At 25.4% G+C, this 19,370-nt stretch carries 22 protein-coding genes; all 22 read left to right on the forward strand.

The genetic code is table 11. The features are described 5' to 3' along the window. The 22 genes from AMYT_RS13880 (at nt 1) to AMYT_RS13985 (ending at nt 19,271) form a co-directional block, all read left to right on the forward strand. Entirely contained in the window at nt 1–1,251 is a 1,251-nt protein-coding gene (locus AMYT_RS13880; RefSeq protein WP_114843210.1) for a PD-(D/E)XK nuclease family protein, read from the forward strand. Nucleotides 1,252–1,328: 77 nt separating this feature from the next. After that, nucleotides 1,329–2,453, forward strand: a complete 1,125-nt coding sequence (locus AMYT_RS13885) for a recombinase RecT (protein WP_114843211.1) — start codon at nt 1,329–1,331, stop codon at nt 2,451–2,453. Nucleotides 2,454–2,462: 9 nt separating this feature from the next. Continuing rightward, a complete protein-coding gene (locus tag AMYT_RS13890) occupies nt 2,463–2,807 on the forward strand; it encodes a hypothetical protein (protein ID WP_114843212.1) in 345 nt (114 codons plus the stop codon). Next, nucleotides 2,800–3,078, forward strand: a complete 279-nt coding sequence (locus AMYT_RS13895; RefSeq protein WP_114843213.1) for a hypothetical protein — start codon at nt 2,800–2,802, stop codon at nt 3,076–3,078. Before AMYT_RS13890 ends, AMYT_RS13895 begins: the two co-directional genes overlap by 8 nt. Before the next feature lie 293 nt (nt 3,079–3,371). After that, a complete protein-coding gene (locus AMYT_RS13900) occupies nt 3,372–3,635 on the forward strand; it encodes a hypothetical protein (protein ID WP_114843214.1) in 264 nt (87 codons plus the stop codon). A gap of 12 nt (nt 3,636–3,647) precedes the next feature. Then, nucleotides 3,648–3,899, forward strand: coding sequence for a hypothetical protein (locus AMYT_RS13905; protein WP_114843215.1), 252 nt, complete (start codon nt 3,648–3,650; stop codon nt 3,897–3,899). Between the two features lie 14 nt (nt 3,900–3,913). Further along, nucleotides 3,914–4,423 carry a single-stranded DNA-binding protein gene (locus AMYT_RS13910; RefSeq protein ID WP_114843216.1) on the forward strand — a complete coding sequence of 170 codons (510 nt, stop codon included), beginning with the start codon at nt 3,914–3,916 and terminating at the stop codon, nt 4,421–4,423. 58 nt (nt 4,424–4,481) lie between these two features. Further along, nucleotides 4,482–6,191 (forward strand): hypothetical protein, encoded by a 1,710-nt coding sequence (locus AMYT_RS13915; protein ID WP_114843217.1) that lies wholly within the window; start codon nt 4,482–4,484, stop codon nt 6,189–6,191. Nucleotides 6,192–6,209: 18 nt separating this feature from the next. Continuing rightward, a complete protein-coding gene (locus tag AMYT_RS13920) occupies nt 6,210–6,485 on the forward strand; it encodes a hypothetical protein (protein ID WP_114843218.1) in 276 nt (91 codons plus the stop codon). A 132-nt stretch (nt 6,486–6,617) separates the two neighbouring features. Next, entirely contained in the window at nt 6,618–7,670 is a 1,053-nt protein-coding gene (locus AMYT_RS13925) for a DNA polymerase III subunit beta (protein WP_162919520.1), read from the forward strand. Nucleotides 7,671–7,703: 33 nt separating this feature from the next. Further along, nucleotides 7,704–8,147 (forward strand): hypothetical protein, encoded by a 444-nt coding sequence (locus tag AMYT_RS13930; protein ID WP_114843220.1) that lies wholly within the window; start codon nt 7,704–7,706, stop codon nt 8,145–8,147. Nucleotides 8,148–8,156: 9 nt separating this feature from the next. Then, nucleotides 8,157–8,405: a hypothetical protein gene (locus AMYT_RS13935; RefSeq protein WP_114843221.1), complete on the forward strand. Its 249-nt coding sequence runs from the start codon at nt 8,157–8,159 to the stop codon at nt 8,403–8,405. Nucleotides 8,406–8,511: 106 nt separating this feature from the next. Further along, nucleotides 8,512–10,878: a DEAD/DEAH box helicase family protein gene (locus tag AMYT_RS13940; protein WP_114843222.1), complete on the forward strand. Its 2,367-nt coding sequence runs from the start codon at nt 8,512–8,514 to the stop codon at nt 10,876–10,878. A gap of 12 nt (nt 10,879–10,890) precedes the next feature. Beyond that, complete coding sequence (locus tag AMYT_RS13945) at nt 10,891–12,054, forward strand: hypothetical protein (RefSeq protein ID WP_114843223.1); 1,164 nt, start codon at nt 10,891–10,893, stop codon at nt 12,052–12,054. 93 nt (nt 12,055–12,147) lie between these two features. Beyond that, a complete protein-coding gene (locus AMYT_RS13950; protein WP_162919521.1) occupies nt 12,148–12,300 on the forward strand; it encodes a hypothetical protein in 153 nt (50 codons plus the stop codon). Continuing rightward, entirely contained in the window at nt 12,281–12,931 is a 651-nt protein-coding gene (locus AMYT_RS13955; protein WP_114843225.1) for a hypothetical protein, read from the forward strand. The genes AMYT_RS13950 and AMYT_RS13955 overlap by 20 nt, the downstream gene beginning before the upstream one ends. A 24-nt stretch (nt 12,932–12,955) precedes the next feature. Continuing rightward, nucleotides 12,956–13,306, forward strand: a complete 351-nt coding sequence (locus AMYT_RS13960) for a hypothetical protein (protein WP_114843226.1) — start codon at nt 12,956–12,958, stop codon at nt 13,304–13,306. 1 nt (nt 13,307) lies between these two features. Next, nucleotides 13,308–14,339 (forward strand): DUF6094 domain-containing protein, encoded by a 1,032-nt coding sequence (locus tag AMYT_RS13965; RefSeq protein WP_114843227.1) that lies wholly within the window; start codon nt 13,308–13,310, stop codon nt 14,337–14,339. A gap of 9 nt (nt 14,340–14,348) precedes the next feature. Then, nucleotides 14,349–14,825 (forward strand): hypothetical protein, encoded by a 477-nt coding sequence (locus AMYT_RS13970; RefSeq protein ID WP_114843228.1) that lies wholly within the window; start codon nt 14,349–14,351, stop codon nt 14,823–14,825. 525 nt (nt 14,826–15,350) lie between these two features. Then, nucleotides 15,351–16,760 carry a DNA cytosine methyltransferase gene (locus tag AMYT_RS13975; protein WP_114843229.1) on the forward strand — a complete coding sequence of 470 codons (1,410 nt, stop codon included), beginning with the start codon at nt 15,351–15,353 and terminating at the stop codon, nt 16,758–16,760. A 103-nt stretch (nt 16,761–16,863) separates the two neighbouring features. Beyond that, nucleotides 16,864–17,304 (forward strand): hypothetical protein, encoded by a 441-nt coding sequence (locus tag AMYT_RS13980; RefSeq protein WP_114843230.1) that lies wholly within the window; start codon nt 16,864–16,866, stop codon nt 17,302–17,304. Nucleotides 17,305–17,453: 149 nt separating this feature from the next. Then, on the forward strand, nt 17,454–19,271 hold the full coding sequence (locus AMYT_RS13985; protein ID WP_114843231.1) for a hypothetical protein: 1,818 nt from the start codon (nt 17,454–17,456) through the stop codon (nt 19,269–19,271). The last annotated feature ends 99 nt before the right edge of the window (nt 19,272–19,370 follow it).

Consider the following 19,370-nt stretch of genomic DNA (forward strand, 5'->3'; position numbering starts at 1 on the left):
ATGAGTGCAAATCCTAAATTATTAGAGTTCAAATCAAAAATAACTTCAATAGAAGATATTTATGAATTTCTAAATAATTTAAAAAACATAAAAGTTTGGGAGCATAGAGCTTCCAGTACTGCTACTTTTTTAGCAAATCCACTTGCATATGCATTAAGTCAATTAGGTATTTCTTTTACTTTTAACGAAGATATATTATTTGGTACATTAGTACATGAAGCAGTAGATTTTGCTTATAAAAATCCTAATTTACCAATTAGAAAAGCAATTAAAGCTTTAATCTTAAAAGCAGGAGAAGAATACAAATATTTATCAGATGAAAGTAAATTAGAATTTGATAATTTAATTGTTGAAGCTATAAAAGCTTTTAAATTATATTACAGAAATGTAATGCCTTTTAATAAGCTAGTTTGTAGTGAAGAATATCTTGAATTAGAAATTCCTGCTGAATATTTTAGTAATTCTAGAAATATAGGAAGAATAAAATTCAAAGGAACTCTTGATAGAATCTATCAAAAAGATGGTGTTCTAATCTTGTCTGATTTAAAAACAACTAGAAAAAAACTATCAACTGGTTTAAAATGGTCTGATGAATTAACAAATTTATATAATGAAAAAAAAGAAGCAATGAATGAAGTTTCAAAAATTGATGCTCTTATAAAAAAGCATATCAATAGTGAAAGTGAACTTGTAGAACTTGAAAATGAACATCATAAATTGGTTGAAGAATATAATTTGGCAATTCAAAATAAGAAAGCATTTAAATTGATCTCAAAAAAGATTGAGAAAATTGAAAAGCAAATTACAACTTGTAAAGAAAACATAGCAAATATAGAAATCTGGCAAGAAACATTAAAAAATCTTAATCTCAAAATAAGTGATTTAACTAAAAAAATAAATCCATTACTACGAATATATAATGAAGAATTATATAATGCAGAAATTAAAGAGTGCAAAAATAGATATATGTTGCAATTAGCATTATATTCTATGATGTATTCATTTAATTATGGAAAATTAATTAATAAATTTAGAATAGAATTACTTATAAGAGGTAAAGATGGTCCAGAGATTAAAATTTATGAATGGGATTTAATACAAGAAGATTTAATAAAAGCTGAGTCAGTATTAATTCAATTAATAGAGACGATAGAAGCTGTGTTTGATGGAGTTAATCCAAAAATACTTTTTAGACAGAATCCGTATACTTATTATGGTTCTGAATTAAATGATTATTTAAAAAGTTTATAATAACCCCAAAAGGGAGTAGTTGACTCCCTTGGGAGAAATAACTATTCCCTTTAATTAAATATAAAAAGGAAAAAGTTATGGGAAGTTTATCACAATATGCAACAAAAGTTGTTGCTGATAGAAAAGAAAACAGTATTAGTACAATAAGAAAATTATTGGAAATAAAAAAAGAAGAAATAGTTTCATTTGGAGTTGAATTTGAAAGATTTAAATCAACACTAATTAGATTATTTGCAAATAGTGACCTAAATGAGTGTTCTCCAATGTCTGTTGTTGATGCAGCTATGAAAGTTGCTAGTTTAAATCTAGATTTAGATCCTACTCTTGCACAAGCTTATGTAATTGCTAGATACAACAATAAAGAAAAATGTAAAATTGCAACATTTATGATTGGTTATCAAGGTTTATTAGAACTTGCACGTAGAAGTGGAGATGTAAAGAAAATTGAAACTCATATTGTTTGGGAAAATGAAAGATATCAATATTATGTTGGAGAAAATGGTACTGTTATAGAGCACTATCCTTTACGTCCATCAAAACGTGGAAAAGAAAGAATTGCAGTTTATGTTTTAGCATATTTAGTCAATGGTGAAATTTACAAAGAATGGGTATGGGATGAAGAAGTAATTGAAATAAAAAACATGTCTTTAAGTTCAATTAAACCTGACAAACAAAGATATTCACCTTGGGCTGCAAATGTCATATCAGAAGATGGAATGTGGAAGAAAACAGCCATTAGAAGATGTATGAAATATTTGCCAAAATCAAAAGAATTAATTAAATTTTTAGAAGAAGAAGACAATTACAATAGTGATAACTCTACTCTTATTGATGTAAATATAGAAAATAATGAAAACAAGCCAAATGTGCAAAACACAGTTGTAAAACCTCAAACAGTTGAAAGACAACAAGTGCAAAACACAGTTGTAAAACCTCAAACAGTTGAAAGACAACAAGTGCAAAACACAGTTGTAAAACCTCAAACAGTTGAAAGACAACAAGTGCAAAACACAGTTGTAAAACCTCAAACAGTTGAAAGACAACAAGTGCAAAACACAGTTGTAAAACCTCAAACAGTTGAAAGACAACAAGTGCAAAACACAGTTGTAAAACCTCAAACAGTTGAAAGACAACAAGTGCAAAACATTGATCCATTTGCAAATGTTATCGAAGAAAATTTTGATGAACTTTCAATTTTTTAGGAGTAAATGATGTTAAATATATTAGGAACTGTATTATTAGGAATAGTTATTTTTAGTTTATTACTTTATTATTTAATTAAAAAAGCTAGAAATGATAGAGCAGTAAGAAACGACTTACTTGCATTTTCTTACTTAATTATTAATTTAGGACCAAATATTTCAGCTTTTGGAATAATTGAATTAATAACTGCAAATGAACTAAAAGAGAAGTTATTTTTATGTATGTTTATCATACTTGGAATTTTAATTATGCTACTTGGTAGAAAAATTAGAAATATTCTTTATGAGATAACAAAAAATAAAAAGAAAAGAAATCTAATGACAAATGTTGCACTAGGAGTAAAAGATGATTAAAGCACCAAAAACAAAAAGTCAGGTGTTTAAACTTATTTTAAACTTATTGCTACCAACAAATACTGATATTAAAAAAATCAGTAATGGGTATTCGACAATCCGTCATTTGAAAGAGTGTGGAAGTGAAGCCATATATGATGTCAAATCAGATATTGTTAGAATTACAAAACTTAGTAAAGAATATGTAGGTAGTACCTATGAAGACACTACTGAATCAAAGCGGTATAAAGTCATTAGTACAAAAGAAAAAATGATTTTAAAACCACTTTAATAAAAAATATCTTATTTTCGGATCATCCTTATACTTATTAATAATTAGTAAAAAAAATGCTAAACCAAAACCAATTATAGATATGTAGTATAAACTACTGTCTTTTGTTGAGATTATATAAGAAGAAGGGATAATGAAAATTAAGAAAACGTAAAAGTAAATCATATATGCAATCCTTTAAATTTGCATATTTTACAAATAGTTTGCTTTAAATAAGCTAACCCAATTGGGATATTAATTTGTCCCAAATTGGGACAGAGTATATCCATTAAAAATCAAGTAAGGGAATACTTATGATAACAATATTTAAAACAAATCCATTTTTAAAAGGAACAATAATTGCAATGTTAACATTTGCAAGTTTTTTTGTTCATCCCGTAGTAGGAATCTTCGTATCAGCAACAGTATTTGCACTTTATGAAGTTATACAAATAAAAGGTTTAGAAAATAAATATAGTGGAAAAAAATATTTTTACGGAGTACTGTTTTTGATACTATTTATATTTTTTATAAAAGTAACTGTTTTTACAAAAGAAATTTATTATATATTTAATTAATAAGGAAAGAAAATGAAAAAAATTTTAATAGGACACTATGTAGGTTCACAAATGGAACCTTGTGTTGAGGAGTTTAATCTTCAACAAGTAGAAGCTGCATTTAAATATGCAGAAGAAAACCACAATCCAAAGTCAATGTGGTCGTTAGAAGATTGTGCTTATGCACACTTAGGGATTAATGTAGATAAGATCTACATAATAAGAGAAAGTAATAAATCTTCGATTAAAGAAGATAAAGAAGATTTATTAAATGAATTAAGATAAGGAAGGAAAGAAAGATGTATAATAAAGTATTAATGGTAGGAAATCTTACTAGGAATATTGAGCTTAGATATTTACCAAGTGGTTCTGCGGTAGCAAAATCTGCAATTGCAACAAGTTATAAATATAAAACTGCAACAGGTGAGCAAAAAGAAGAAGTTTGCTTTATGGATTTTACTATTTTTGGAAGGTCTGCTGAAGTTGCTAATCAATATTTAAAAAAAGGCTCTAAAGTCTTACTTGAAGGAAGATTGATATTTGAACAGTGGGCTGCACAAGATGGTTCTAATAGAAGTAAACACTCATTAAGAGTTGACAATATGAAGATGCTTGATACAAAGAGTGAGAATTCAGAAGAACAAAATAGACCAAAAAATCAGTATCCGCAAAATACACAATATCAACAGAATACACAACAATATCAATCAAAACAGAATATGAATTATAATTCAGTCTCAGAAAATAACTTTAGTTATGTAGAGAATATTCCTGAAATTGATATAAATGAAGATGAGATTCCTTTCTAATAGGAACAACAGTTGCCAATGGGCTAATAAATAGCCCATTAGGGCAAAAGGATAAAAAATGTTAAATTTAAAATATTATGCAAACACTTATTTAAGTGATAAAGAATCTGAAATATTTTTAAAATATTTTGCAAAGACTAAAATTAAGAATTTAGAAACATTTGTTTTTATGCTTAATAAAGTTGAGCAGAATATTGCTTGGATTAATAATGAAGAAGATAAAAATAAATTAAGAATCATCTTTCCTCGTTTAGAGGCAAGTTTAAAAGATATAACACCATCTTTTAATAAGTTATTAGAGTTCCTATTAGAAAAAGTAGATACAGTTGAAATGTTTACTGAATTTAATTGGAAAAAAGATAATCATGGTGGAATCTGCCCAAATTGTGGGGAAAGAGAGTTATTTGCAACTAATCATGGTAAGGGTGGCTTTATAAAATGTAATAGAGCCAATAACTGTGGGTATGTAGGTAATGTCTTTGGTTATTTAACTAAAACAAAAGGTATGTCAACAAAAGATGCTTTAAATGAAATATCAAATAGAGTTGGTATTGACTTAGATGCATATAAAAAGTCTTTTGAAGTTCATTGTGATGGAAATAGTCAAATAAACTATAATACAAAACCAAAAATTGTTAAAATTGATAGAACAATTGTAGCAAATAAAGAAATTGCTTATGAAAAATTAGAACCTTCAAAAGGTGTAAAAGAATATAACTTTTATGAGTTAATAAATAGTTATAATGATTTAACAGAAAAAGATAAGTTTTGTGTAGTTGTTTCAAGTATATATCATTATAGTTTGAAAACTAACCAAAATGCAAAAAATAATTATTATGTAGGTAGAAATATTTCAGGTAAATACGAGCCTATGTTAAAAAGTAAAATAATTAAAATAGTCAAACAAATTGGTTATTTAAGTATGTCAAATGATGTACCTAATTTAATTTCTTATTTGACTTCAAAATTTCCTTTAGCTGATTTAGTAAAGTTTGGAATTTTGAATGATGCAAATCATAAAGTGCCCTACTCTTTTAAGCATTTTAGTGAGGAAGGTTTTATAGTTATTCCAAATTTTGATTTATACTCAAATTTAATTTTAGGATTAAAATTAAGAAATACAAAATTAGCTGAATGGCAAAATAGTTCAATGAAAGAGCCTGAGCTTTCTTATGGAAGAATTGCAAGTCCATATCCATATGGATTAAACATTGATGCACTAAAAGAGAATTATGACTTCAGATTTTTTGAAGGCCAAATAGATATGTTTTCAATTCCTGAAAAAGATAATGTTTGTGATCTTGCTATTCCAGGTGTTTATGGATTAAAACAAGAGCAATTAGGTCTTTTTAAAGGTAAAAAAATTGAACTGTGGTACGATCAAGATGATGCAGGACAAAAAGTTGCAAATGGAAGTTTGATTATTAGGATAGAACAATCATTTGATTTAACTTCTTTAAAAGATAAAGGTTTCATTGAAGAGTTAAAAAGAACAAAATACTCAATTAATTTCGAGTTCAATGAAAATATTATAAAAGTAAAAGATATTGAATTTCCAAAAAATAGAAACGGTTTAGAAAAATTTAGAATGATTGAAGTCATTACTAAAAGAAGAAATATTCCATATCAAACTAGACAAATAAAAGGTCTAAAAGATAAATTGATTGAAGCAGGAGTACTAGAAGTAACTGTTAAACAATGGGATACTAAATTAGGTTCTGATGTAAATGATGTCCTAAAAAGAGGGAATATTAGATACTTAATATAACAATGAAAGGAATTTGTTATGGGTAAAATTATAGATATTAATGCCCTACTCCATAATCTAGGAGCAAAAAATATTGATGATTTAGAAAAAGTTATTAATATATCTGCCCCAAGTATGGTGGAGTATTTAATTAGACAGTTATCTGATGATAAAAAATATACATCAGATTTAAATTTATCAAATGTAGAAAAAACAATTAATATTGGTGAAATTGATATACACTTTGATTATGAAAAAAATTGTCACATCATAGACAATTATAAAAAAGATGATACTTTAAATTTAGATTTTTAATATTTTGTCCCAAATTGGGACAGTATAAAAAATAGTTGCATTTTAATGCTAACCCCAAAAAGGGATATTTATCTATCCCTTGCGGGGATAGTGTATTCCTTAATATTAAATAATAATTATAAGGATAATAAAATGAAAACTACTATTCATACAAAACAATTCAAAAATAGAGTAACAATTGCAAGTAACTATGTTCCAAAAGGAAAAGATGATAAGCAAGTTATTTCTTTCTATTATATTTCAAAAGAATTTTTACAAATTAAAGCTACTGATTTTATTGAAACAATTGAATTTAAAATCAATTGTATTGATTTGGATCAGTTCGAACCATTTTCAGTAAATGGAAAACAATTAGCACAAATTCTTAAAGTGATTAAAAGTGATACTTTCAGTTTAGAAGTAGATGATTCTTTTCTTCATATTAAAGATGGAAGAAATAAAGCAAAAATAGAAAAATATGCAGATGTTGTAGATTTTGAAATTGAAGATAAAGTAATAAACACTTTTGAATTAACTCAAACTATTATTGCAGCATTAAGAAATTCACAACATTCAATAGACTTAAATTGTCCTAAGATTGAATTAACTGGTGCTCTTATTGATGCAAAAAATGGTTACTTAAATGTAGTATCATCTGATACTAGAAGATTAACCGTTCAAAATGTTTCTACATCTGACAAAAACTATGAATTCATCTTACCATTACAAGCAATTAATACAATTTCAAAGTATTTCAGTTCAAGTTCCGTAACTGTAAATATTACTGAAAGTAGAATTTTTGTGGCAAATGATACAAACAGGTATTCTTGCAAAAAAATAAATGGTATTTATGTAGATTATAATCGTGTTATCCCAAAAACTTTCAAACTTACTGTTGATGTAGATAAAGCATTATTTTATAGTTTAATAAATGATGCTTCTGTTATTGATAAACAAGTAATTGTTGATATTTCAAATAACACTATAAAAGCAAGTGCAGTTGATAAAAGTGTGACTTGTGAAGAACCATTGGAAAACATTGAAGGTATCAATATGATTATGGTATTTAATTCTAGATATTTACTGGAATTTCTTGATATTTGTCACGATGGAGATATCACAATTAATTTTAATGATGCAAAGTTACCAATATTATTAACTCAGGGTAATTTAACTGAAGTGATAATGCCAATTGTTTTAGAATAAAAAATACTAAATTTAAAAAATAAGGGAATGAAAATGAAAAAAATAGAATTATTAAAGTCGTTATTAGAAGAATTAAAAGACAGTATTGATATTTCTTTATTAATTGAAAATGTTAATAAAGATTTAGAAATAAAAAATTTTGATATTCACAACAATAATTTAAGTATTGATTTAAAAGTTAAAAATGATAATCCAGTTTTAACTAAATACAATACAGTAATGCCTTGCGTTGAGGTTGATTTTTATAAATTGCCATCAGAAATAAGACCTATTTTAGAGGAAATTGGTGCAGATGCAACACCTTCTGATCCATCATGGGTTAATGTATATTTGTATGCGACATATCAATTAGAAAGACCTGCAAATAAACCATCAGTCTATTTTGATGCAAATAAATACAGTGATGAAACATTGCAATTATTTAAAGATTTTTACAATTCTGTAAAAGATTTTAAATATATAATAGTTAAATACTAGGACTATATTGTGAAAAATATCAGTGAAATTTACAATGATAACGGTCCTTTTGAAGTATTTGTTTTTTATTCATTTTTATTAATTGATAAAGATACTAATAAAATTACAATTAGCTCTAAAAAAGAGTTAAGAGAAGTATTTTTAAAACAATTAAAACTTAATAATAAGAAATATAAACACTTACCAAAAGAAGTAAAAAGAGATTTAAAAAATGATTTAATTAGAAGTTATGTACATATAAAAAATACATATTTTTAATTATTAATTGAGCAGTGCTCTGCGAGCTAACCCAATTGGGATATTAATTTGTCCCAAATTGGGACAAATCATATTTCATTTAGTTTATAACTTATAAGGAAAACTTATGCGAACAATAAGCATAGAAAATATTATTAAAGACAATATTGAAGTTTTTAATAAAAAACTAGGTGATGTACTTAAACCTAGATTTGATATATACAATCCTAAAAAATATGATGCAATAATTAGTAGGATTTTAGATTCAGAAAGAAAATCTTTTCCAATGCAGGCACAAAAAATAGCAGCTATTGCAGATGAATTGAATAGAAAAAAACAAAAAGCTGTTATTCTAAGTGCAGAAATGGGTTCTGGGAAAACAGATATGGCTTCAAAAATTGCTGTTACGATAGCAAAAAATAAAAGAGTTAATTTTATTATGTGCCCTCCTCATTTAGTTGATAAATGGGAAAGTGAATTAAGGAAAACAGAAACAAGTTATGATAAGTTTAAAATTATAAAAGTTTCAAAATGGGAAGAACTAATTCCTTATACAAATAGAGATATGAGAAAAGAAAAGGTTAGATACTTTTTTATTGTATCAAGAGAAGGGGCAAAACTTGGATATAAGAAAGAGATGGTATTTAATCTAAAAAAGAAAATAATTTATTCAGAAGAATTAATTGATGGGGAAAAAGAGTTAGTAAAAAAGTCAATCTTTTCATTAAGATGCCCTGATTGTTCAACAGAAATATCTGAACTAACAAATTTTGATTTTTCTAAAATTGAAAATTTTCCAGTTAATGAACAAAAACAAATAATAAAAGAAAATTTAAGTAATGATTTCCCTAGAAAATGTCCTCATTGTAATACTATACTAAGACAAATAAGTTCAGAATATCAAAAAAAAGATAATAGAATTAGGCTTAGTATTGCAGAGTATGTAAAAAGAACTTGGACAAAAGGTAAAATTGAATTATTAATCATTGATGAAATTCATGAATATAAAAGTTCAAATTCTGGACAAGGTAATGCAATGGCACAACTTGCTTCAGTAAGTAAAAAAATTCTCGGTTTAACGGGAACATTACTCAATGGATATGCTTCTAGTTTATTTTATATATTATTTAGAATAAATCCTTATTTAATGAGTAATAAATTAGGTTATTCATATAAAGATGTCAGAATGTTTATCGAACATTTTGGAGCTTTTGAAAAACAATTTACTGCAGAAGAAGTAAAAGAAGGGAAAGTTACTAAAAAAGGTAAACAAATCAATATTAAAGAAAAACCTAAGATATCGCCAAATCTATTAACTGTTTTATTAGATATGGTAGTTTTTCTAAGACTTGATGAAATTAAAATGGAGGAAGGAGAGGGATTGCCTCCATACAACGAAGAAGTCTTATTAGTAGAAAAAGATGAAAAGATTTTTGAAAAAACAGATAGTTATATTGATGTTCTAGCAGGAAAAGTAAAAAAGAATCCAAAATTACTTGGGAACTTAGCTAATGATTCAATAGGTATATATGATATGCCTTTTAATGAATTTAATGCACAAAATGAGGTTATTTATAATCCTGAAATTTCAAGAGAAGAATTTGGACTATTAAATAAAGAAAAAGCACTGATAAAGTTAGTAGAACAAGAGTTTAACTTAAATAGAAAAGTTCTTGTATATGTCTACTTTTCTAATAAATCTATTGCACAAGACTTAATAAAAATACTTCAAAATAAATTTCCAAATAAAAAGATTTTATTTTTGCCACCATCTGTTAGTGCTAATAAAAGAGAAGAATGGATTAAAAACAATCCTTGTGATCTTTTACTTGCAAATCCTGAATTGGTAAAAACTGGATTGGATTTATTAGATTTTACTACTATCATTTTTTACGAAAGTACTTACAATATATTTACTTTAAGACAAGCTAGTAGAAGAAGTTGGAGATTAGGGCAAAAAGAAAATATCAAAGTTATCTTTATGGCTTATAAAAGTACACCACAACATTTAGCATTAGACTTAATAAGTTCTAAAGTAAATGCTGCAAGTTCTTTGGAAGGTAGATTAAGTGGTGATGATGATTTAAGTGCTATGGCTGATGATGACTCAATTCAATCAGCACTTGCAAAATCAATTTTAAAAGGTTATATAGCAAAAGATAATATAAATATGGAATCCTTTGAAAACTTTGGTTCAAATAGGGAATGGAACCCATTTGAAAAATATTATCTTGATAGAAAAAATAAACATTTAACTTGTGAAATACTATCAAACAATGATAAAGAAATAAGAAACAACAACAATAATAATGTTTTAGAAAAAACATTAATTATTGAAAATGAGATTGTAAATAATCATAATGATACAAATACTTATAAATATGTATATTATGAAAAAGTAAAAGGTAAAAAAGAATTTAAAAGAATGGAAATTGATATTGATGATAGAGATACATTAAATAGTATTGGTTCAATTCAATTAGCACTTTTTTAAAAAAGGAAAATAATGCAAAAAGATAAATTAAGTAAACTAACAACTAAAGATAGAGTTCTTTATGATGGAATGTTAAGAGAAGTAATAAAAAGAGGTTCAAAACCTTTTTTATATATTGATAATCAATTGATATCAATAAATGATATTTCTGATAAGATAGAGTACATAGAACTCTATGAACCAAAAATTTATTATGATGGGAGTAAAGGATATCTTGAAAAATATATTCTAAATTCTAAAGATGAATTGGTTTTACTAGAGATATCAGGACAAGAAACTCAAATAAAAGCAATTAGCTCATTAGTTCTTTTAGGAAAGAAAAATAAGAAGAATGAACTTAGTATTGATGAAATAAAAAGAGTTGATTTTTTTCAGAATGGATATCGAAGAAAAATACAAACATTAGAAGATGGAATTTCTAATTGTTTAATTTATCATAGTAATTCAATTTCGGGGAAAGAGCAAAATATCATTTTTGGTAAAACAGAAGATGAAGTTTACACGAGATTTTTATCGTGGCTTAAAGATTCTGTACCTTATCCAACACATAAGGATTATAATAAAACATTATTTGAAGAATTAAAAAATAATAAGCATTTAGTAGAAATGCGTTCAAGAAATTTAATTGCATTTGAAATAAGTGTAGAGTTAATTTCTGATGAATATAAATTATTCAAAGAAATAGTAATTAATCTTCTAAAAAAACTTAATGTTTTAGAAGATAAGATAGAGCAAAAGCAGAAAACTACAAATAAAGAGAAAATAAATTATCCAAAATCAACATATTTAACTGAAAAGCAAGTTAAAAATATTTACAAAAAGTTAGAAACATTACCTAATATTTATGAATATGATGGAGTTAAATATAAACCAGTTGGAATTAAATTATTTAGTCCTAATATGACTTATTATGTAGTTGAAGTAAATAAGAACGGGGATGAATGGTTTGAACCATATGAAAGATGCTTTGGATATGTTAAAAATGAATCAAATCCATCACTTTCTGAATGGGGATATTTTAGTATTCCTGAGCTTTTAGAGGTGCAAATACCTGTAAGATTTATAAACAATAGTGGACCAACAAATTTTCATGTTGGTTTTGAAATGGATTTATATTTTGAAGATAAATATATTGATATTAGAGGCAAAATATATAATAAAGATGAAATAGCATAGTATTGTTTTCTCCCAAAAGGAGTTCGGTCAAATAAATTGACTTGGGACTCCTTTGGAGCTCCTAAGTTTAATATAGTATTAGGAGAAATACTTATGATAAAAATAGTAAAAAAAAGAAAAGAAGTACTTGAAGAAAGATTTCTAGAATTATTAAAATATGGAGTTGTAATTAATCCTGAAGTTTTAACAGATAAAGTTTTTAAAATAGTTAAAGAGGGAGTTAAGGATGAAAAACTTCAAGCTTAAACCTAGAATTTTAGAATTTACTTCAGTTGAATTTTTAACAAGTTCTGAAAAAGAAAAGATATACAAAGACTTCGTAAAATTTTTGAACAATCATTTTAAAAAATCTTGTTTTTCTAAAAGATTATATAATCATTTTCATTTACATTGTGGTTTTATAGCTCATTATAATATTAATGGATTTTATGGTGAATATTTCTCAATAGCAGCAAAGTTTCATAAATTATATAGTGGTTACTCTAATCTATCTGAATACGAAAAGTGCATCACATTAAAACCAAACGATACTGCGAGTGAGTGTTTTGTGGATATTTTTAAATCTTTAATTAATAAAAATGAACCATTGGGATTTTTTTTCCAAATGATTATGCAAAAAGATTCTTTTTATGGGGATAATAATTATAAAGATATAAATGATGCAATTAAAAGTGCGTTTTTAGAGTATATAGAAACTTTCAATGAATATATAAATAAATCATTAGATAAATATGAGAATGATAATAAGAAAGAAAAGTTCAAAAAGAAGAAAGAAAAAATAATAGAAAAAACACTAATTGTAGAAGAAGTTGAAGAAAATAATGTTGTTCCTGTTATATATACAAGCAGTAAACAATTAACATTATTTGAATTTTAAATATAAAAATTAAAGGAAATTATGATGAAAAAAATTATATTAGATGGATATGAAGATATGGAATTATACTTAGAAATTGTTGAATATGAATCAAATAATACAAAAGCTGTATTTATAAACTCTTTAGAGAGTTATGAAGATAGTTCTTGTTTGGAGACTTTTTTGGAAATTACAACAAATCATGAAGATGCTGAAAAATACCTAGGTGCTGATGAGATTTTGGTTAAAACTTGGTCTGAAAATGAACCTTTCGTGAAATCATTATTATCTAGTGGTTTTTTTGAAGATACAGGACGAAGAATAGAAGTATCTCAATGGTGCGAAGCTGCTATATGGAAACTAACAAATATATCAAATAGTTCTCAAGGATTATAAAATGGCTAGATTGGAAAGTGATTTAAAGAAAGGATATTATCCTACAAGTACATTAACTGTAAAAAAGATATTTGATAAATTCTTAATCTTTAATACAGAAAAAAAGACAATAGCATTAGATAGTTGTGCAGGTGAGGGTGATGTTATAGAATATATTTCAAATAACTATAACTGTAAATCATATGCAGTAGAACTTGATATTGTAAGAGCACAAAAAGCAATGACTAAAAATATCTATAAGGTTTTAAATCAAGATGCAATTTTTGAGATTAAAAAAAGTAATTGGTTTGCAGGTTTAAATTTTTTAAATCCTCCTTATGGAATTAATAGTATGAAAAAAAGACTTGAACTTGCATTTCTTCAATCTTGGGGAACTGCTACTATAAAAAATGGTGTATTAATTCTAGTAATAAATCCATCATCTTTTGATGAAGAATTTGTTAGAGTAATTCATCGGCAAGGATATAAATTAATTGCTTCTGTATATGATGATACAAATGATGATTATAAAAATTATAAACAATTTTTCTTAATCTTACAAAGAATAGGAAGTTCTTATAGAGATCCTTTAAGCAAATTAATGAGTGCTTATAATGATAAAAGAAATATCAATGATATAAAAGATGATGAGATTAATAAAATAAATGTTGCAACAGGTGTTGAACCGAATACTTTTATTGAAATTGAAATTCCTAGATGGAAAATGAAAAGAATACTTGAAAAATCAACATTATATGATGATTTTATAAAAGATATTAATTCACAAACATTTTTGAAGGAAGCAATTGAACATCCAAATGAAGGTCAAGCAGCTCTATTAATTGCATCAGGTATCATTGAAGATATCATTGAGGTTAATATAGATGGACAATTAGAAAAAATTATTACAAAAGGAACTGTTTATAAATATCAAAAAACAAGTGATGTTTGTAATAATGATGGAAAAATAGATAAAGTTAAAGAAGTAGATGCATATAAGACAGAAATATACGCATTAAGTCTTACAAAAGGTGATTATATAAAATGTACATAAGGAATAAATATGTGTAAAAATTTTTTTAGAAAAAAAGATACAGCATTAAAACACTTTACAATTGCTGCAAAAGTATTTGTTAAAGTAATTAAGTATTCATACCTAATGAATAGTATATTAAAAGCATATACTTTAAAAAGTTATTCATTCGATGAAAAGAATGATATTACAATCGACAATTGTATTTTTTACTTTGAAGAAATTAATGAAGAACTTTTACATTTAAAAGATATCAAAATAATTAAAATTGAAGATAAAAAAGAAAAATTTGTGTTTAACTTAACATTGCACTTTTTAGAAAGAGTATTTGAAAGAAACTTAAAATATTTTGATTGGAGTATTTTATGTAATATTTATAAAGAGGCTCTTAAAAGTAATCATATTAAAAGTTTTAAATATGAAATTTGCAATAGTCGTTCAACTTGTGAGTATGCGATTGATAATAATACTATCTCTATTATTACTGGTTGGAATGGAATAAGATAATAGTCATATGACTTATAAAATTTACTGTCCCAAAATGGGACAGTAAATAAGGGAGAGAATTAAAACGATAAGTTTTTCCTTGAAAGAGGTTTTTTTTATATATATAAACAGACTAAAAAACAGACAAAGAACAATAAATATAATACTCAAATCTCAAAAGAAACACTAAGTAATATTTAACAAATAATTAGCTATATTAATAGTATTCATTTTTTGAATTATCTATAATAATAATAGATATAAGTTTGTTGCGAGAGCAATAAGCTGTGCCAAAAAGGCAAATGGAGTAGAGATACATCCAAAAGGGCAAAAGTTTGTAAACTATAAGATAGAAGTCTTGTAGCCCAGGTGAGAAACCAAAAGAAGTTTGCGAAGGTATAGTCTATAATCTAAATAATTAGATTGTAGAGTGTTTCAGAGTAGTTGCTCAAAAGAGCTAACCCGTAAAGGGATACAAAAGATTGTATTCCTTACGGGATACTACTATTTGTATCCTTTTAGTTTTTAACTTATAAAAGGATAAAAATGAGTGCAAATAACTTAATAAAAACTTATTCTTCAAAAATTGGTGATAAAGACGGTACAAAAAGAGTTTGGATTGAATCACAAAAAATTCATGAAACATTAATGGCTGAACATTTAAAGTATGAACCAGAGTATGATTTTGAAAATAAAAAAATTATACTTAGACCAGGTTTTACACATTCAATTATAGTAAGACAAAAAAATAATATGCCTGTAATTGATATTGTTAATAGGAATATTAATAAAATTTTTGATGGTTATAATCATATTGTTATAAAATTATATAATGATGAAATCATTATTGAACCATTAAAAGAAGAAACAGAACAAAAAAGAGCAAAAGAAAAATCAAACAATAAAACTCCAACAATGATTGAAATATTTGCAGGTGGTGGAACTTTAGTTAAATCTTTAAAAGATGCAGGTATAAAACCAATTGCAGCAATTGAGCTTGAAGATAAATATCTTCAAAATACAGAGTTAAATAATCCAAATATTATTACTTATTGTGGAGATTTAGCAAAATTAGATATTTCATTATTGCCTGATGCAGATATTATAAGTGCAGGAATTCCTTGTGAAGGTTATAGTCAAGCACAAACTAAAGCAGAAAAGTTTGAAGCTCATCCTACGGGTTCATTAGGTTTTTATGTGTTGAAAATTATAGATGCTATAAGACCTGCAGTTGTATTGATAGAAGAGGTACCAAATTTTAAAAATTCAGCGATAGCTACAATGGCAAGATATGTTCTTACTTCAATGGGATACAATATTTCAGAAACAGAATTGATTGGTTCTGATTATGGTTCTCTTACAAAAAGAAAAAGATATTGTATGGTTGCTTCAATTAAAAAAGGTTTCAAATTTCTTGATTCTTACAAAATAGAGTGTAATAAAACAGTTAAGGATATCTTAGAAATTCCTATTGATGATAGAGAATGGCATTCAATACATAATTCAAGGCTTGCAAGTTTTTATTTAAAAAAAGAAGCAGAACATATTGCAAAAGGTAATGGATTTAGAATAGCTAGAACATCAATTAATGATAATATTACTGCTACTATAACAAAAGGTCATTATTTGCAAAGAATAACTGAACCAATACTGGTTCATCCTGAAGATTCAAATTGTTTTTCTATTTTTACACCTAGAGAAATTGCAAGAATTAATAGTCTTCCTGATGATTTTAAATTGCCTGAAGCAAAGACTACAAGTGGAGAAATTATAGGTCAAGGTGTTTGCTATAATGCTTTTAATGCAGTAGGTAAAATGATTGTTCAACACTTTAATAGTATTGAATATGATGAAGAAAAAGAGAAACTATTAGCTTTTAAAGAAAAAATAAATACAACTAATGTTGATTATACAAATGATCAAATTAGTTGCTTTTTTAATGGAACACTTTTTTAAACAACTTAAAAAAATAATTTAATGTTGCCAATAAGAAATAATTGAACCTTGTTTTAATTTATAACTTTAAGGCTAATACTAATATGAAAGAAAAAGAGAAAAAATGAAAAAGATTAAAAAAATAATCAAAAAACTTTTAAGATATACTAAAGATAAAAATATTGAAGAGTTAATTGGCTATTCTAAAAAATATAATGCAATTATAACAATTGCTTGTAAAGATTATCCTTTTAATTTCGAAATACAAGATATGCTAAATAACCTAGATAAAATTCAATGGGATAAACTTCTAAAGTATTTTGAAAATGGTCTGTCTTATCTTAAAGAACTTGAGATTTTTGAAGAAAAAATTATTCTTCAAAATATAGAAAGAGCTAATGAAGATAATTCATTAGTTGTTGAATTAAAATATAAGGGAATGAGTATTCATAACCCATATTATGATGAATCAGGTATTGAAAGTGTAGAACCTTTTAAATATTATAAGAAATATTATGTTTATTGGTTAAAAAGAATAGAAGTTTTATATTTAGAAAGTATTTAAAAAAATTAGATACTTAAAAAATGTAAATGTTGTCAATTGAAGTATTGAACTTTTTTTGAGAATTTTATAAATTAACACCTAATGAGGGTATATTTTTACCCTCATGGGTACTAATATATCTCTCATTTATTATAAAAAAAGGAAAATAAATGAAAGAATTAAAGATAAATCAAAAATTGTTATGTATTAAAGTAGAAGAGAACTCACCTTTCGAAATTGATAGAATTTATCCAATTACTAAAATTATTAATGAAAATAAAATTGAATTGGCAAATAAAGTATGTTCTCACTATTCTAATTCAGAAATTTTTGAGTATTTCAAAGTTTTAGAAATAGAAGATATTAAGGATATTAATAACAAAGCATTAAAAATTAAAGAAGCTTTTGAAGCACAAAAAGAAATAGATGACAATTTATCTACAGATAGTGATTTCACTTCAGATAATATCTTACTTGAACAAGCAATAGAATTTTTAATTGAAGATGATACTTCTTTAATTGAAGAAGAATTAAGATTTATAGTAGATACATTAGATATTACAATGGTTGAAGTTTGTAGTTGTTGCAAAACAATTATACTACCTGATGATGAGTGCTATATGGATTCTAAAAATAATAATGTACCGTTATGTGATAGTTGCTCTGTATATAATGAAGAAACTGACCTTTATGAAAGAGTATTAAGTGAAAAAATCTTAATAGAAAATACAAATTGTGAATTTTCTAATAGTTTACGAAGAGATAAAAAAGAATTTTTTTTAATGAACTTAAATAAGTATCTTTATTCAAATAAACACAATAACATTTTAACTTTTAATGAAAGTGATTTAGATGGATTCTTAGAAGAAGAGCAAATGCCATTTAAAATATGCGATAATTGTAAAAAGATTGAAGAGAATGTCAACTCTTATGATTTTAGTAATTATTCATTTAGTGATTATAATTTGTATGATGCTGAAGAATATTATAAAATAGATACATTATCAAGGCAAAATGTTATTTGTCAAGATTGCTATGATTTATACTCTAAAGTTAAATATTTAAGTTTAGAAGAACTTACAAATAGATTTAATGAAAACAAAATGTTTTATAGAGTAGGGGAAACAGTTATTATTAAAAAGAATAAAGATAATAAAAATCATGTAAGAAAAATTATTGCTATTGACGAAAAAAATCATACTTATACTTTAGAAGGAAATTTAGTCATTGAATATAATTTACTACATTGTCCTCTTAATGAAGCAATTGTAAGAGAATACAATGAATTCTTAATAGACAAAGATGATATTGATATTGATGAAGTTGATGAGTACATACAATATAATTGGGAAGGTTTTCCTGAAATTGAATATGCCTTTGAAAAGTTTGGGTATAGAAATGAATTTATTGAATACCTAAAATCAAAAAAATTATTAACTATTGGATTATATTTAGAAGACAATGGTTTGGATGAAATTAATATTGTACGAAATAGTATAATTGAGACAATTTTTTGTATGAATGAAGAAACACAAAAAATTCCATCTTATGATGAATTATATAATACAGATATTTTAGATGAAAGTTGGATTCTTAGTGAAGACTATGAAAATTACACATTGGCATCTATTTTGAGTATCATTAATGATAGGGTTTATTCATTCTATGATACATTAAAGCAGCTAAATGAGTATAAAAAAAGCTTATTATATTCTTATAAAGAAATACCTGAGCACTTTACTTCTAAAGAACTTATATCTAAAATAAAAGAAGTTAATGATACTTGTAAAATTAAGATTACTAATGTACTGGATACTGAGAATATTGTTTCTATAAATATATCATTTGACAATAAAGTAAATTTAAGTACATTTGAAATGCACTTAAAAGTTAAAATGGATAAAGAATTTAATAGAATTGATAATCTTATTACTGCAATAAGACAAGCAATAAAATATAATGTTGTAGAACTTTGTCTTCATAACTAAGATTTGATTGTTCATTTGTTTTACCCTTCTATACGGGGTTGTAAATATTCCCGTATAGATATTGGGAATATTGATTTTTTTTAAAATTAATTACTGAGG

The sequence above is a fragment of the Malaciobacter mytili LMG 24559 genome (assembly GCF_003346775.1).
Lineage (GTDB): Bacteria > Campylobacterota > Campylobacteria > Campylobacterales > Arcobacteraceae > Malaciobacter > Malaciobacter mytili.

What these genes read in the sequence shown, in the direction of transcription:
- AMYT_RS13960 (WP_114843226.1), top strand. Translation starts at nt 12,956, where the DNA reads ATGAAAAAAATTATATTAGATGGATATGAAGATATGGAATTATACTTA.
- AMYT_RS13880 (WP_114843210.1), top strand. Translation starts at nt 1, where the DNA reads ATGAGTGCAAATCCTAAATTATTAGAGTTCAAATCAAAAATAACTTCA.
- AMYT_RS13945 (WP_114843223.1), top strand. Translation starts at nt 10,891, where the DNA reads ATGCAAAAAGATAAATTAAGTAAACTAACAACTAAAGATAGAGTTCTT.
- AMYT_RS13985 (WP_114843231.1), top strand. Translation starts at nt 17,454, where the DNA reads ATGAAAGAATTAAAGATAAATCAAAAATTGTTATGTATTAAAGTAGAA.
- AMYT_RS13925 (WP_162919520.1), top strand. Translation starts at nt 6,618, where the DNA reads ATGAAAACTACTATTCATACAAAACAATTCAAAAATAGAGTAACAATT.
- AMYT_RS13890 (WP_114843212.1), top strand. Translation starts at nt 2,463, where the DNA reads ATGTTAAATATATTAGGAACTGTATTATTAGGAATAGTTATTTTTAGT.
- AMYT_RS13915 (WP_114843217.1), top strand. Translation starts at nt 4,482, where the DNA reads ATGTTAAATTTAAAATATTATGCAAACACTTATTTAAGTGATAAAGAA.
- AMYT_RS13900 (WP_114843214.1), top strand. Translation starts at nt 3,372, where the DNA reads ATGATAACAATATTTAAAACAAATCCATTTTTAAAAGGAACAATAATT.
- AMYT_RS13955 (WP_114843225.1), top strand. Translation starts at nt 12,281, where the DNA reads ATGAAAAACTTCAAGCTTAAACCTAGAATTTTAGAATTTACTTCAGTT.
- AMYT_RS13965 (WP_114843227.1), top strand. Translation starts at nt 13,308, where the DNA reads ATGGCTAGATTGGAAAGTGATTTAAAGAAAGGATATTATCCTACAAGT.
- AMYT_RS13910 (WP_114843216.1), top strand. Translation starts at nt 3,914, where the DNA reads ATGTATAATAAAGTATTAATGGTAGGAAATCTTACTAGGAATATTGAG.
- AMYT_RS13950 (WP_162919521.1), top strand. Translation starts at nt 12,148, where the DNA reads ATGATAAAAATAGTAAAAAAAAGAAAAGAAGTACTTGAAGAAAGATTT.
- AMYT_RS13975 (WP_114843229.1), top strand. Translation starts at nt 15,351, where the DNA reads ATGAGTGCAAATAACTTAATAAAAACTTATTCTTCAAAAATTGGTGAT.
- AMYT_RS13930 (WP_114843220.1), top strand. Translation starts at nt 7,704, where the DNA reads ATGAAAAAAATAGAATTATTAAAGTCGTTATTAGAAGAATTAAAAGAC.
- AMYT_RS13895 (WP_114843213.1), top strand. Translation starts at nt 2,800, where the DNA reads ATGATTAAAGCACCAAAAACAAAAAGTCAGGTGTTTAAACTTATTTTA.
- AMYT_RS13885 (WP_114843211.1), top strand. Translation starts at nt 1,329, where the DNA reads ATGGGAAGTTTATCACAATATGCAACAAAAGTTGTTGCTGATAGAAAA.
- AMYT_RS13970 (WP_114843228.1), top strand. Translation starts at nt 14,349, where the DNA reads ATGTGTAAAAATTTTTTTAGAAAAAAAGATACAGCATTAAAACACTTT.
- AMYT_RS13905 (WP_114843215.1), top strand. Translation starts at nt 3,648, where the DNA reads ATGAAAAAAATTTTAATAGGACACTATGTAGGTTCACAAATGGAACCT.
- AMYT_RS13980 (WP_114843230.1), top strand. Translation starts at nt 16,864, where the DNA reads ATGAAAAAGATTAAAAAAATAATCAAAAAACTTTTAAGATATACTAAA.
- AMYT_RS13920 (WP_114843218.1), top strand. Translation starts at nt 6,210, where the DNA reads ATGGGTAAAATTATAGATATTAATGCCCTACTCCATAATCTAGGAGCA.
- AMYT_RS13940 (WP_114843222.1), top strand. Translation starts at nt 8,512, where the DNA reads ATGCGAACAATAAGCATAGAAAATATTATTAAAGACAATATTGAAGTT.